Source organism: Salmonella sp. NW645, from assembly GCF_051703725.1.
GTDB classification, from domain to species: Bacteria; Pseudomonadota; Gammaproteobacteria; order Enterobacterales; family Enterobacteriaceae; genus Salmonella; species Salmonella enterica.
In genome coordinates this window covers 80,463-94,303 of sequence record NZ_JAMMKR010000004.1, presented here as the reverse complement: position 1 = coordinate 94,303, position 13,841 = coordinate 80,463, and the positions used below count along the sequence as shown (strand labels likewise).

The window sequence follows — 13,841 nt, the reverse complement described above, 5'->3', positions numbered from 1 at the left end:
GAAAATGACAACTCTGACCCGGTTAGAAGATTTGCTGCTTCATTCGCGTGAAGAGGCCAAAGGCATAATTTTACAATTAAGGGCTGCCCGGAAACAGTTAGAAGAGAACAACGGTAAGTTACAGGATCCGCAGCAATATCAGCAAAACACCTTATTGCTTGAAGCGATCGAGCAGGCCGAAAATATCATCAACATTATTTATTATCGTTACCATAACAGCGCACTTGTAGTGAGTGAGCAAGAGTAAAGTAAAAATATCTTAGAGCCTATCCCACCAGGCGTTAATTGGCGCAGCCAGCCTGGACACGGATAGCGCGCAAAAACCGGAGCGTACACGTAGTACGTGAGGATTTTGAGCACTGCCCAGGTCCAAAATGGCAAGTAAAATAGCTCTAATGGGATAGGCTCTTAGTTAGCACGTTAATTATCTATCGTGTATATGGAGGGGAATGATGATAAAGAAAAAGGCTGCGTTTAGTGAATATCGTGATTTAGAGCAAAGTTACATGCAGCTAAATCACTGTCTTAAAAAATTTCACCAAATCCGGGCTAAGGTGAGTCAACAGCTTGCTGAAAGTGCAGAGAACCCCAAAAAGAGCAGAGAGACAGAGAGTATTCTTCATAACCTATTTCCACAAGGCGTTGCCGGGGTTAACCAGGAGGCCGAGAAGGATTTAAAGAAAATAGTAAGTTTGTTTAAACAACTTGAAGTACGACTGAAACAACTTAATGCTCAAGCCCCGGTGGAGATACCGTCAGGAAAAACAAAAAGGTAAAGCATAATGTCTTCAGGAAACATCTTATGGGGAAGTCAAAACCCTATTGTGTTTAAAAATAGTTTCGGCGTTAGCAACACTGATACCGGGGGGCAGGATGACTTATCCCAGCAAAATCCGTTTGCCGAAGGGTATGGTGTTTTGCTTATTCTCCTTATGGTTATTCAGGCTATTGCAAACGATAAATTTATTGAAGTCCAGAAGAACGCTGAACGTGCCAGAAATACCCAGGAAAAGTCAAATGAGATGGATGAGGTGATTGCTAAAGCAGCAAAAGGGGATGCTAAAACCAAAGAGGAGGTGCCTGATGACGTAATTAAATACATGCGCGATCACGGTATTCTCATCGATGGTATGACCATTGATGATTATATGGCTAAATATGGCGATCATGGGAAGCTGGATAAAGGTGGTCTACAGGCGATCAAAGCGGCTTTGGATAATGACGCCAACCGGAATACCGATCTTATGAGTCAGGGGCAGATAACAATTCAAAAAATGTCTCAGGAGCTTAACGCTGTCCTTACCCAACTGACAGGGCTTATCAGTAAGTGGGGGGAAATTTCCAGTATGATAGCGCAGAAAACGTACTCATGAAAAAAGACCCGACCCTACAACAGGCACATGACACGATGCGGTTTTTCCGGCGTGGCGGCTCGCTGCGTATGTTGTTGGATGACGATGTTACACAGCCGCTTAATACACTGTATCGCTATGCCATGCAGCTTATGGATGTAAAAGAGTTCGCCGGCGCAGCGCGACTTTTTCAATTGCTGACGATATATGATGCCTGGTCATTTGACTACTGGTTTCGGTTAGGGGAATGCTGCCAGGCTCAAAAACATTGGGGGGAAGCGATATACGCCTATGGACGCGCGGCACAAATTAAGATTGATGCGCCGCAGGCGCCATGGGCCGCAGCGGAATGCTATCTCGCGTGTGATAACGTCTGTTATGCAATAAAAGCGCTAAAGGCTGTGGTGCGTATTTGCGGCGAGGTCAGTGAACATCAAATCCTCCGACTACGTGCAGAAAAGATGTTACAGCAACTTTCTGACAGGAGCTAAAAATGAATCGAATTCACAGTAATAGCGATAGCGCCGCAGGAGTAACCGCCTTAACACATCATCACTTAAGCAATGTCAGTTGCGTTTCCTCGGGTTCGCTGGGAAAGCGCCAGCATCGTGTGAATTCTACTTTTGGCGATGGCAACGCCGCGTGTCTGCTGTCAGGGAAAATTAGTCTTCAGGAGGCAAGCAATGCGTTGAAGCAACTGCTTGATGCCGTACCCGGAAATCATAAGCGTCCATCATTGCCTGACTTTTTGCAGACCAATCCCGCGGTTTTATCAATGATGATGACGACATTAATACTCAGTGTTTTTGGTAATAACGCTCAATCGTTATGCCAACAGCTTGAGCGGGCAACTGAGGTGCAAAATGCATTACGTGATAAGCAGGTAAAGGAGTATCAGGAGCAGATCCAGAAAGCGATAGAGCAGGAGGATAAAGCGCGTAAAGCGGGCATTTTTGGCGCTATTTTTGACTGGATCACCGGCATATTTGAAACCGTGATTGGCGCCTTAAAGGTTGTGGAAGGTTTTCTGTCCGGTAATCCCGCAGAAATGGCTAGCGGCGTAGCTTATATAGCCGCAGGTTGTGCAGGAATGGTTAAAGCCGGAGCCGAAACGGCAATGATGTGCGGTGCTGACCACGATACCTGTCAGGCGATTATTGACGTGACAAGTAAGATTCAATTTGGTTGTGAAGCCGTCGCGCTGGCACTGGATGTTTTCCAGATTGGCCGTGCTTTTATGGCGACGAGAGGTTTATCTGGCGCAGCTGCAAAAGTGCTTGACTCCGGCTTAGGCGAAGAAATGGTTGAGCGTATGGTTGGTGCAGGGGAAGCAGAAATAGAGGAGTTGGCTGAAAAGTTTGGCGAAGAAGTGAGCGAAAGTTTTCTCAAACAATTTGAGCCGCTTGAACGTGAAATGGTTATGGCGAATGAGATGGCAGAGGAGTCTGCCGAGTTTTCTCGTGAGGTAGAAAATAATATGACGCGAAGCGCGGGAAAAAGCTTTACGAAAGAGGGGGTGAAAGCCATGGCAAAAGCAGCGGCAAAAGAAGCCCTGGAAAAATATGCGCAAGAAGGGGGAAAATTTCTGTTAAAAAATTTTCGTAAGAAAGTTCTCTGGAATATGTTCCAAAAAATCCTGTATGCCTTACTGAGGGATTGTTCATTTAAAGGCTTACAGGCTATCAGATGTGCAACCGAGGGTGCCAGTCAGATGAATACTGGCATGGTTAACACAGAAAAAGCGAAGCTCGAAAAGAAAATAGAGCAATTAATAACTCAGCAACGATTTCTGGATTTCATAATGCAACAAACGGAAGACCAAAAAAAGATAGAACAAAAACGCTTAGAGGAGCTTTATAAGAGTAGCGGTGCCGCGCTTAGAGATGTATTAGATACCATTGATCACTATAGTAGCGTTCAGGCGAGAATAGCTGGCTGTCGCGCTTAATCTGAGGATAAAAATATGGAAGCGAGTAACGTAGCACTGGTATTACCAGCGCCTTCCTTGTTAACGCCTTCTTCCAGTCAAGCTCCCTCCGGGGAGGGAATGGGTACTGAATCAATGCTTCTGTTATTTGATGATATCTGGACGAAGCTAATGGAGCTTGCCAAAAAGTTGCGCGATATCATGCGCAGCTATAACGTAGTAAAACAACGGCTGGGCTGGGAACTGCAAGTCAATGTTTTACAGACGCAAATGAAAACAATTGATCAAGCGTTTAAAGCATCAATGATTACTGCGGGTGGCGCAATATTGTCGGGAGTGCTGACGATAGGATTAGGGGCTGTAGGCGGGGAAACCGGTCTTATAGCGGGTCAAGCCGTAGGCCACACAGCTGGGGGCGTCATGGGCCTGGGGGCTGGTGTAGCGCAACGTCAAAGTGATCAAGATAAAGCGATTGCCGACCTGCAACAAAATGGGGCCCAATCTTATAATAAATCCCTGATGGATATTATGGAGAAAGCGGCTGAAATTATGCAGCAAATCATCGGTGTGGGGTCGTCACTGGTCTCGGTTCTTGCTGAAATACTCCGGGCATTAACGAGGTAAATATGGTGCAAGAAATAGAGCAATGGTTGCGTCGGCATCAGGTGTTTACTGAGCCTGCATATTTAGGGGAGACCGCCATATTACTTGGGCAACAGTTTATATTATCGCCTTACCTGGTGATCTATCGTATTGAGGCAAAAGAAATGATTATTTGTGAGTTCAGGCGCCTGACGCCCGGGCAACCTCGACCACAGCAATTGTTTCACTTACTGGGACTTTTACGCGGGATATTTGTGCATCACCCGCAGTTAACATGTTTAAAGATGTTGATAATCACCGACGTTCTGGATGAAAAAAAAGCCCTGCTACGCAGGAAATTATTGCGCATCCTGACAGTAATGGGAGCGACCTTTACACAGCTTGATGGCGATAACTGGACAGTTTTATCCGCCGAGCATCTTATCCAGCGACGTTTTTAAATGACCTTCCTGACGTAAATCATTATCACGTGAAAATAACAATCAATAGGTATGATGATGAAAGAAGATCAGAAAAATAAAATACCCGAAGACATTCTGAAACAGCTATTATCCGTTGATCCGGAAACCGTTTATGCCAGTGGTTACGCCTCATGGCAGGAGGGGGATTATTCGCGCGCCGTAATCGATTTTAGCTGGCTGGTGATGGCCCAGCCATGGAGTTGGCGTGCCCATATTGCATTGGCTGGCACCTGGATGATGCTTAAAGAATACACGACGGCCATTAATTTCTATGGACATGCCTTGATGCTGGATGCCAGCCATCCAGAACCGGTTTACCAAACGGGCGTCTGTCTCAAAATGATGGGGGAACCCGGGTTGGCGAGAGAGGCTTTTCAAACCGCAATCAAGATGAGTTATGCGGATGCCTCATGGAGTGAGATTCGCCAGAATGCGCAAATAATGGTTGATACTCTTATTGCTTAAATAACAGAACGAAATATGAAAATTCATATTCCGTCAGCGGCAAGTAATATAGTCGATGGTAATAGTCCTCCTTCCGATATACAAGCGAAGGAGGTATCGTTTCCTCCCCCTGAAATTCCAGCCCCAGGTACCCCCGCAGCCCCAGTGCTGCTTACGCCTGAACAAATAAGGCAGCAGAGGGATTATGCGATACATTTTATGCAATACACTATTCGTGCGCTGGGTGCGACAGTCGTGTTTGGGTTATCGGTTGCTGCAGCGGTAATTTCTGGTGGGGCAGGATTACCCATTGCTATTCTTGCGGGGGCGGCGCTCGTGATTGCTATTGGGGATGCTTGCTGTGCGTATCATAATTATCAATTGATATGTCAGCAAAAGGAGCCGTTACAAACCGCCAGTGATAGCGTTGCTCTTGTGGTCAGTGCGCTGGCCTTAAAATGTGGGGCAAGTCTTAACTGCGCTAACACCCTTGCTAATTGTCTTTCTTTATTAATACGTTCAGGAATCGCTATTTCTATGTTGGTTTTACCCCTACAGTTTCCACTGCCCGCCGCTGAAAATATTGCGGCCTCTTTGGACATGGGGAGTGTAATTACCTCCGTTAGCCTGACGGCGATAGGTGCGGTACTGGATTATTGCCTTGCCCGCCGCTCTGGCGACGATCAGGAAAATTCTGTTGATGAACTTCATGCCGATCCCAGTGTGTTATTGGCAGAACAAATGGCAGCGCTCTGTCAATCTGCTACTACACCTGCATTAATGGACAGTTCTGGTCATACATCTCGGGGAGAACCATGAAACCTGTTAGCCCAAATGCTCAGGTAGGAGGGCAACGTCCTGTTTACGCGCCTGAGGAATCACCTCCATGTCCCTCATTGCCACATCCGGAAACCAATATAGAGAGTGGTAGAATAGGACCTCAACAAGGAAAAGAGCGGGTATTGGCCGGACTTGCGAAACGAGCGATAGAGTGTTTTCCAAAAGAAATTTTTAGTTGGCAAACGGTCATTTTGGGCGGACAGATTTTATGCTGTTCCGCTGGAATAGCATTAACAGTGCTAAGTGGTGGAGGCGCACCGCTCTTAGCCCTGGCGGGAATTGGCCTTGCTATTGCCATTGCGGATGTCGCCTGTCTTATCTACCATCATAAACATCATTTGCCTATGGCTCACGACAGTATAGGCAATGCCGTTTTTTGTATTGCTAATTGTTTTGTCAATCAACGCAAAAGTATGGCGATTGCTAAAGCTGTCTCCCTGGGAGGTAGATTAGCCTTAACCGCGACGGTAATGACGCATTCATACTGGAGTGGTAGTTTGGGACTACAGCCTCATTTATTAGAGCGTCTTAATGATATTACCTATGGACTAATGAGTTTTACTCGCTTCGGTATGGATGGGATGGCAATGACCGGTATGCAGGTCAGCAGCCCATTATATCGTTTGCTGGCCCAAGTGACGCCAGAACAACGTGCGCCGGAGTAATCGTTTTCAGGTATATACCGGATGTTCATTGATTTCTAAATTTTGCTATGTTGCCAGTATCCTTACGATGTATTTATTTTAAGGAAAAGCATTATGGATATTGCACAATTAGTGGATATGCTCTCCCACATGGCGCACCAGGCAGGCCAGGCCATTAATGACAAAATGAATGGTAATGATTTGCTCAACCCAGAATCGATGATTAAAGCGCAATTTGCCTTACAGCAGTATTCTACATTTATTAATTACGAAAGTTCACTGATCAAAATGATCAAGGATATGCTTAGTGGAATCATTGCTAAAATCTGAAGTTATTAGCGACGATGTTCGACGGTTGCTGCTGGAAATCATGTTTGCGGGCGTTAACCATAGCCTGATTTCCCAGGTACATGCGATGTTACCAGCGCTAACGGTTATTGTTCCGGATAAAAAATTACAGTTGGTATGTCTGGCATTATTGTTGGCGGGTTTAAATGAGCCGCTAAAAGCCGCGAAAATTTTATCGGATATTGATTTGCCAGAGGCTATGGCGCTGCGTCTGTTATTTCCTGCACCAAATGAGGGGTTTGAAAATTGAATATTTCTGATATGAGCGTAGTGCCTGTAAGCACTCAATCTTATGTAAAGTCCTCTGCAGAACCGAGCCAGGAGCAAATTAATTTTTTTGAACAATTGCTGAAAGATGATGCATCCACCAGTAACGCCAGTGCTTTATTACCGCAGGTTATGTTGACCAGTCAAATGGATTATATGCAGTTAACGGTAGGCGTCGATTATCTTGCCAGAATATCAGGCGCAGCATCGCAAGCGCTTAATAAGCTGGATAGCATGACATGAAGGTTCAGCGTATAGTATTTCTTACTGTCCTTACGTTCTTTCTTACGGCATGTGATGTGGATCTTTATCGCTCATTGCCAGAAGATGAGGCGAATCAAATGCTGGCATTACTTATGCAGCATCATATTGATGCGGAAAAAAAACAGGAAGAGGATGGTGTAACCTTACGTGTCGAGCAGTCGCAGTTTATTAATGCGGTTGAGCTACTTAGACTTAACGGTTATCCGCATCGGCAGTTTACAACGGCGGATAAGATGTTTCCGGCTAATCAGTTAGTGGTATCACCCCAGGAAGAACAGCAGAAGATTAATTTTTTAAAAGAACAAAGAATTGAAGGAATGCTGAGTCAGATGGAGGGCGTAATTAATGCAAAAGTGACAATTGCGCTACCGACTTATGATGAGGGGAGTAACGCTTCTCCGAGCTCAGTTGCCGTATTTATAAAATATTCACCTCAGGTCAATATGGAGGCCTTTCGGGTAAAAATTAAAGATTTAATAGAAATGTCAATTCCTGGGTTGCAATACAGTAAGATTAGTATCTTGATGCAGCCTGCTGAATTCAGAATGGTACCTGATGTACCCGTGAAACAAACATTCTGGATTATGGACGTGATCAACGCCAATAAAGGGAAGGTGGAGAAGTGGTTGATGAAATACCCTTATCAGTTGATGTTATCGTTGACAGGACTGTTAATAGGAGTGGGCATCCTGATCGGCTATTTTTGCCTGAGACGCCGTTTTTGAGCCGACCTGATCCCGAGGTGTTGCAACTTTATCGTTATTTCTGGCAACCTGCTCGTTACGCTGTACCGGAATGGCTTGATAAGCTGGGTTTTCATCCTTCAAACTGCTGGCGTTATGGCGATCGGCCCGAGTTGGATCGTCTTCTTGACAGAGCGTTAAATAGACTAAGGGGAAGCTCTGTTATTCCAGCCTGTTTAAATGACAGGCAAAAACGGCAGGTTCGTCTTGCGCCGCGTATATCGGCATTTGCCTTTGGGCTGGGATTATTCAAACTCAGGTGCAGTGACTATTTTATGCTACCAGAGTATCGGCAATTGCTTCTACAGTGGTTTAGCGAGGATGAGATCTGGCAGCTATATGGTTGGTTGGGGCAAAGAGATGGCAAATTACTTCCTCCGCAAGTGATGCAACAAACTGCATTGCAGATCGGTACCGCCATTCTTAATCGGGAAGCGCATGACGATGCGGTTTTACATGCGCTATTAGTATTATTACCCCCTCCGCAGCGTATACTTTGGCCGAAGACTTCTCTTACCGAGATTATCTTCATGGAGCATTTGCTATGAGTTTCACTTCACTTCCACTGACGGAAATTAACCATAAGCTACCCGCTCGAAATATTATTGAGTCACAGTGGATAACATTACAATTAACTTTATTTGCACAAGAGCAACAAGCTAAGAGAGTTTCACATGCTATTGTGAGCTCCGCTTACCGTAAGGCTGAAAAAATCATCCGAGACGCCTATCGTTATCAGCGTGAACAGAAAGTTGAGCAGCAACAAGAACTAGCGTGGTTGCGTAAAAATACGCTGGAAAAAATGGAAGTGGAATGGCTGGAACAGCATGTAAAACATTTACAAGACGATGAAAATCAATTTCGTTCATTGGTCGATCAAGCAGAGCATCATATTAAAAATAGTATAGAACAGGTTCTGTTGGCCTGGTTCGACCAACAGTCGGTAGACAGTGTTATGTGCCATCGTCTGGCACGCCAGGCTACGGCTATGGCGGAAGAGGGAGCGCTTTATTTGCGTATTCATCCTGAAAAAGAGGCATTGATGCGTGAAACTTTTGGCAAGCGGTTTACGTTGATTATCGAGTCTGGTTTCTCTCCCGATCAGGCTGAACTTTCCTCAACACGATATGCCGTTGAATTTTCACTTTCTCGTCATTTCAACGCGTTACTGAAATGGTTACGTAATGGTGAAGATAAAAGAGGTAGCGATGAATATTAAAATTAATGAGATAAAAATGACGCCCCCTACAGCATTTACCCCTGGCCAGGTTATAGAGGAACAAGAGGTTATTTCGCCTTCAATGTTAGCTCTCCAGGAGTTACAGGAAACGACGGGGGCAGCGCTCTATGAGACGATGGAAGAAATAGGAATGGCGCTGAGTGGTAAACTGCGCGAAAGTTATAAATTCACTGATGCTGAGAAACTGGAGCGCAGACAACAGGCTTTGCTGCGTTTGATAAAACAAATACAGGAGGATAATGGGGCAACGTTGCGTCCGCTTACCGAAGAGAATAGTGATCCTGATTTACAGAATGCGTATCAAATTATCGCTCTTGCAATGGCGCTTACTGCCGGCGGGTTGTCAAAAAAGAAAAAACGCGATTTGCAATCGCAACTGGATACGCTTACAGCGGAGGAGGGATGGGAACTTGCCGTTTTTAGTTTACTGGAACTTGGCGAAGTGGATACCGCTACGCTGTCCTCGCTGAAGCGTTTTATGCAACAGGCGATAGACAACGATGAAATGCCCTTATCGCAGTGGTTCAGACGCGTGGCAGACTGGCCGGATCGCTGTGAACGGGTCCGTATTTTGCTAAGAGCGATAGCCTTTGAACTTAGCATATGCATCGAACCCTCGGAGCAAAGTCGTTTGGCCGCAGCATTAGTACGCTTGCGTCGTTTGTTGTTATTCCTTGGCCTTGAAAAAGAGTGCCAGCGTGAGGAGTGGATTTGCCAGTTGCCGCCTAATACATTACTGCCGCTACTACTCGATATCATTTGTGAGCGCTGGCTTTTCAGTGATTGGTTGCTTGATAGACTTACCGCTATAGTTTCTTCATCGAAGATGTTCAATCGGCTACTCCAACAACTTGATGCGCAGTTTATGCTGATACCCGATAACTGTTTTAACGACGAAGATCAACGTGAACAAATTCTCGAAACGCTTCGTGAAGTAAAGGTAAATCAGGTTTTATTCTGATACCTGGCTTTCAATATTTAGGTAAATTGGCGTTCTGGCTCATCATGAGGCGGCAGGATGGATTGGGATCTCATTACTGAACGTAATATTCAGCTTTTTATTCAATTAGCAGGATTAGCTGAACGGCCTTTAGCAACCAATATGTTCTGGCGGCAAGGACAATATGAAACCTATCTAAACTATCATAACGGTCGTATTCACTTATGTCAGATACTCAAGCAAACCTTCTTAGACGAAGATCTGCTTTTTAAAGCCTTAACTCACTGGAAACCTGCAGCGTTCCAGGGTATTCCTCAACGATTATTTTTGTTGCGCGATGGGCTTGCAATGAGTTGTTCTCCTCCTCTTTCCAGCTCCGCCGAGCTCTGGTTACGATTACATCATCGACAAATAAAATTTCTGGAGTCGCAATGCGTTCATGGTTAGGTGAGGGAATCAGGGCGCAACAGTGGCTCAGTGTATGCGCGGGTCGGCAGGATATGGTTCTGGCGACGGTGTTATTAATCGCTATTGTGATGATGCTGTTACCTTTACCGACCTGGATGGTTGATATCCTGATTACTATCAACCTTATGTTTTCAGTGATCCTGCTCTTAATTGCTATTTATCTTAGTGACCCTCTCGATTTATCGGTATTTCCGTCTTTATTACTTATTACTACATTATATCGTTTGTCACTCACAATCAGCACATCACGGCTGGTACTGTTACAACATAATGCCGGTAATATTGTGGATGCTTTCGGTAAGTTTGTCGTAGGAGGAAATCTCACCGTTGGGTTGGTCGTATTTACCATCATTACTATCGTGCAATTTATTGTCATTACAAAAGGTATCGAGAGGGTGGCGGAAGTTAGCGCACGTTTCTCGCTTGATGGGATGCCAGGCAAACAAATGAGTATCGATGGCGATTTGCGTGCCGGAGTTATCGATGCAGACCATGCCCGTACATTAAGGCAACACGTCCAGCAGGAAAGTCGTTTTCTCGGTGCGATGGACGGTGCGATGAAATTTGTTAAAGGCGATACGATTGCCGGTATTATTGTTGTTCTGGTGAACATTATCGGCGGTATTATTATCGCTATCGTACAATATGATATGTCGATGAGTGAGGCTGTTCACACTTATAGCGTACTGTCAATCGGAGATGGTTTATGTGGGCAAATTCCATCGCTGCTGATTTCCCTTAGCGCGGGAATTATTGTCACCCGTGTTCCGGGTGAGAAACGCCAGAACCTGGCGACAGAGTTGAGTTCTCAAATTGCCAGACAACCTCAGTCGCTAATATTAACCGCTGTGGTTTTAATGCTCCTCGCCTTAATTCCTGGCTTTCCTTTTATCACTCTCGCTTTCTTTTCAGCGTTGTTAGCATTGCCAATTATCCTCATTCGTCGCAAAAAGTCTGTGGTTTCCGCAAATGGCGTCGAAGCGCCGGAAAAAGATAGTATGGTTCCCGGCGCATGTCCTCTAATCTTACGTCTTACCCCGACGTTACATTCTGCCGACCTGATTCGTGATATTGACGCCATGAGATGGTTTTTATTTGAGGATACCGGCGTCCCTCTCCCTGAGGTGAATATTGAGGTTTTGCCTGAACCCACCGAAAAATTGACGGTACTGCTATATCAGGAACCCGTATTTAGTTTATCTATTCCCGCCCAGGCGGATTATTTATTGATAGGCGCGGACGCCAGTGTGGTGGGTGATAGCCAGACGTTACCGAACGGGATGGGGCAGATCTGTTGGCTTACAAAAGATATGGCCCATAAGGCGCAAGGTTTTGGACTGGACGTTTTCGCGGGCAGCCAACGTATCTCTGCCTTATTAAAATGTGTCCTGCTTCGGCATATGGGAGAGTTTATTGGTGTTCAGGAAACGCGTTATCTAATGAATGCGATGGAAAAAAACTACTCTGAGCTGGTGAAAGAACTTCAGCGCCAGTTACCCATTAATAAAATCGCTGAAACTCTGCAGCGGCTTGTATCAGAGCGGGTTTCTATTAGAGATTTACGTCTTATTTTCGGCACCTTAATTGACTGGGCACCACGTGAAAAAGATGTCCTGATGTTGACAGAATATGTCCGTATCGCGCTTCGCCGTCATATTCTGCGTCGTCTTAATCCGGAAGGAAAACCGCTGCCGATTTTGCGGATCGGCGAAGGTATTGAGAACCTCGTGCGTGAATCCATTCGCCAGACGGCAATGGGGACCTATACTGCGCTGTCGTCTCGTCATAAGACGCAGATCCTGCAACTTATCGAGCAGGCGCTGAAGCAGTCAGCCAAATTATTCATTGTCACTTCTGTCGACACCCGACGTTTCTTGCGAAAAATTACAGAAGCCACCTTGTTCGACGTACCGATTTTGTCATGGCAGGAATTAGGAGAGGAGAGCCTTATACAAGTAGTAGAAAGTATTGACCTTAGCGAAGAGGAGTTGGCGGACGATGAAGAATGAATTGATGCAACGTCTGAGGCTGAAATATCCGCCCCCCGATGGTTATTGTCGATGGGGCCGAATTCAGGATGTCAGCGCAACGTTGTTAAATGCGTGGTTGCCTGGGGTATTTATGGGAGAGTTGTGCTGTATAAAGCCTGGAGAAGAACTTGCTGAAGTCGTGGGGATTAATGGCAGCAAAGCTTTGCTATCTCCTTTTACGAGTACTATCGGACTTCACTGCGGGCAGCAAGTGATGGCCTTAAGGCGACGCCATCAGGTTCCCGTGGGCGAAGCGTTATTAGGGCGAGTCATTGATGGCTTTGGTCGTCCCCTTGATGGCCGCGAACTGCCCGACGTCTGCTGGAAAGACTATGATGCAATGCCTCCTCCCGCAATGGTTCGACAGCCTATTACTCAACCATTAATGACGGGGATTCGCGCTATTGATAGCGTTGCGACCTGTGGCGAAGGGCAACGAGTGGGTATTTTTTCTGCTCCTGGCGTGGGGAAAAGCACGCTTCTGGCGATGCTGTGTAATGCTCCAGACGCAGACAGTAATGTTCTGGTGTTAATTGGTGAGCGTGGACGAGAAGTCCGCGAATTCATCGATTTTACACTGTCTGAAGAGACCCGAAAACGTTGTGTCATTGTTGTCGCAACCTCTGACAGACCCGCCTTAGAGCGCGTGAGGGCGCTGTTTGTGGCCACCACGATAGCAGAATTTTTTCGCGATAATGGAAAGCGAGTCGTCTTGCTTGCCGACTCACTGACGCGTTATGCCAGGGCCGCACGGGAAATCGCTCTGGCCGCCGGAGAGACCGCGGTTTCTGGGGAATATCCGCCAGGCGTATTTAGTGCATTGCCACGACTTTTAGAACGTACAGGAATGGGGGAAAAAGGCAGTATTACCGCATTTTATACGGTACTGGTGGAAGGCGATGATATGAATGAGCCGTTGGCGGATGAAGTCCGTTCACTGCTTGATGGACATATTGTGCTATCCCGACGGCTTGCAGAGAGGGGGCATTATCCTGCCATTGACGTGTTGGCAACGCTCAGCCGCGTTTTTCCAGTCGTTACCAGCCATGAGCATCGTCAACTGGCGGCTATATTGCGACGGCGCCTGGCGCTTTACCAGGAGGTTGAACTGTTAATACGCATTGGGGAATACCAGCGAGGAGTTGATACAGATACTGACAAAGCCATTGATACCTATCCGGATATTTGCACATTTTTGCGACAAAGTAAGGATGAAGTATGCGGACCCGAGCTACTCATAGAAAAATTACACCAAATACTCACCGAGTGA

At 46.0% G+C, this 13,841-nt stretch carries 20 protein-coding genes; all 20 read left to right on the top strand.

What is annotated here, in order from left to right; genetic code table 11:
- Positions 1 to 4 precede the first annotated feature (4 nt).
- The 20 genes from ssaE to ssaN all read left to right on the top strand — a co-directional run bounded on the left by ssaE (position 5) and on the right by ssaN (position 13,841).
- Complete coding sequence (gene ssaE / locus NA389_RS10005; RefSeq protein WP_000210202.1) at positions 5 to 247, top strand: YscE family type III secretion system co-chaperone SsaE; 243 nt, start codon at positions 5 to 7, stop codon at positions 245 to 247.
- A 202-nt stretch (positions 248 to 449) separates the two neighbouring features.
- A complete protein-coding gene (gene sseA / locus NA389_RS10000; protein WP_079917111.1) occupies positions 450 to 776 on the top strand; it encodes an SPI-2 type III secretion system chaperone SseA in 327 nt (108 codons plus the stop codon).
- Positions 777 to 782: 6 nt separating this feature from the next.
- Positions 783 to 1,373 (top strand): SPI-2 type III secretion system translocon protein SseB, encoded by a 591-nt coding sequence (gene sseB / locus NA389_RS09995; protein WP_000094428.1) that lies wholly within the window; start codon positions 783 to 785, stop codon positions 1,371 to 1,373.
- A complete protein-coding gene (sscA, locus tag NA389_RS09990) occupies positions 1,370 to 1,843 on the top strand; it encodes a SycD/LcrH family type III secretion system chaperone SscA (protein ID WP_000711021.1) in 474 nt (157 codons plus the stop codon). The genes sseB and sscA overlap by 4 nt, the downstream gene beginning before the upstream one ends.
- Before the next feature lie 2 nt (positions 1,844 to 1,845).
- Positions 1,846 to 3,300: an SPI-2 type III secretion system translocon protein SseC gene (gene sseC, locus NA389_RS09985; RefSeq protein WP_001079767.1), complete on the top strand. Its 1,455-nt coding sequence runs from the start codon at positions 1,846 to 1,848 to the stop codon at positions 3,298 to 3,300.
- A gap of 15 nt (positions 3,301 to 3,315) precedes the next feature.
- Positions 3,316 to 3,903 carry an SPI-2 type III secretion system translocon protein SseD gene (sseD, locus tag NA389_RS09980; RefSeq protein ID WP_000388319.1) on the top strand — a complete coding sequence of 196 codons (588 nt, stop codon included), beginning with the start codon at positions 3,316 to 3,318 and terminating at the stop codon, positions 3,901 to 3,903.
- Between the two features lie 2 nt (positions 3,904 to 3,905).
- On the top strand, positions 3,906 to 4,322 hold the full coding sequence (gene sseE / locus NA389_RS09975; protein ID WP_000249602.1) for an LcrR family type III secretion system chaperone SseE: 417 nt from the start codon (positions 3,906 to 3,908) through the stop codon (positions 4,320 to 4,322).
- Positions 4,323 to 4,373: 51 nt separating this feature from the next.
- On the top strand, positions 4,374 to 4,808 hold the full coding sequence (gene sscB, locus NA389_RS09970; RefSeq protein ID WP_000979963.1) for a SycD/LcrH family type III secretion system chaperone SscB: 435 nt from the start codon (positions 4,374 to 4,376) through the stop codon (positions 4,806 to 4,808).
- Positions 4,809 to 4,823: 15 nt separating this feature from the next.
- Positions 4,824 to 5,606: a type III secretion systems effector SseF gene (gene sseF, locus NA389_RS09965; RefSeq protein WP_000690712.1), complete on the top strand. Its 783-nt coding sequence runs from the start codon at positions 4,824 to 4,826 to the stop codon at positions 5,604 to 5,606.
- Complete coding sequence (sseG, locus tag NA389_RS09960) at positions 5,603 to 6,292, top strand: pathogenicity island 2 effector protein SseG (protein ID WP_000805852.1); 690 nt, start codon at positions 5,603 to 5,605, stop codon at positions 6,290 to 6,292. Before sseF ends, sseG begins: the two co-directional genes overlap by 4 nt.
- Before the next feature lie 93 nt (positions 6,293 to 6,385).
- The gene (ssaG, locus tag NA389_RS09955) at positions 6,386 to 6,601 is read left to right on the top strand and encodes a type III secretion system needle filament protein SsaG (RefSeq protein WP_000350226.1); all 216 of its coding nucleotides are present in this window, start codon (positions 6,386 to 6,388) and stop codon (positions 6,599 to 6,601) included.
- On the top strand, positions 6,579 to 6,869 hold the full coding sequence (locus NA389_RS09950) for an EscG/YscG/SsaH family type III secretion system needle protein co-chaperone (protein WP_000444713.1): 291 nt from the start codon (positions 6,579 to 6,581) through the stop codon (positions 6,867 to 6,869). Before ssaG ends, NA389_RS09950 begins: the two co-directional genes overlap by 23 nt.
- Before the next feature lie 11 nt (positions 6,870 to 6,880).
- Positions 6,881 to 7,129, top strand: coding sequence for a SctI family type III secretion system inner rod subunit SsaI (ssaI, locus tag NA389_RS09945; protein ID WP_023194623.1), 249 nt, complete (start codon positions 6,881 to 6,883; stop codon positions 7,127 to 7,129).
- Entirely contained in the window at positions 7,126 to 7,875 is a 750-nt protein-coding gene (ssaJ, locus tag NA389_RS09940) for an SPI-2 type III secretion system apparatus lipoprotein SsaJ (RefSeq protein ID WP_000868146.1), read from the top strand. Before ssaI ends, ssaJ begins: the two co-directional genes overlap by 4 nt.
- A 17-nt stretch (positions 7,876 to 7,892) precedes the next feature.
- A complete protein-coding gene (locus NA389_RS09935) occupies positions 7,893 to 8,441 on the top strand; it encodes a type III secretion system domain-containing protein (protein ID WP_001531605.1) in 549 nt (182 codons plus the stop codon).
- Complete coding sequence (gene ssaK / locus NA389_RS09930; RefSeq protein WP_000011207.1) at positions 8,438 to 9,112, top strand: SPI-2 type III secretion system apparatus protein SsaK; 675 nt, start codon at positions 8,438 to 8,440, stop codon at positions 9,110 to 9,112. The genes NA389_RS09935 and ssaK overlap by 4 nt, the downstream gene beginning before the upstream one ends.
- Positions 9,078 to 10,094: an SPI-2 type III secretion system apparatus protein SsaL gene (gene ssaL / locus NA389_RS09925; protein WP_000238886.1), complete on the top strand. Its 1,017-nt coding sequence runs from the start codon at positions 9,078 to 9,080 to the stop codon at positions 10,092 to 10,094. The genes ssaK and ssaL overlap by 35 nt, the downstream gene beginning before the upstream one ends.
- Positions 10,095 to 10,151: 57 nt before the next feature.
- Positions 10,152 to 10,520 (top strand): SPI-2 type III secretion system apparatus protein SsaM, encoded by a 369-nt coding sequence (ssaM, locus tag NA389_RS09920; protein ID WP_000383700.1) that lies wholly within the window; start codon positions 10,152 to 10,154, stop codon positions 10,518 to 10,520.
- A complete protein-coding gene (ssaV, locus tag NA389_RS09915; RefSeq protein ID WP_001258220.1) occupies positions 10,505 to 12,550 on the top strand; it encodes an SPI-2 type III secretion system apparatus protein SsaV in 2,046 nt (681 codons plus the stop codon). The genes ssaM and ssaV overlap by 16 nt, the downstream gene beginning before the upstream one ends.
- Entirely contained in the window at positions 12,540 to 13,841 is a 1,302-nt protein-coding gene (gene ssaN / locus NA389_RS09910; protein ID WP_000787216.1) for a SctN family type III secretion system ATPase SsaN, read from the top strand. The genes ssaV and ssaN overlap by 11 nt, the downstream gene beginning before the upstream one ends.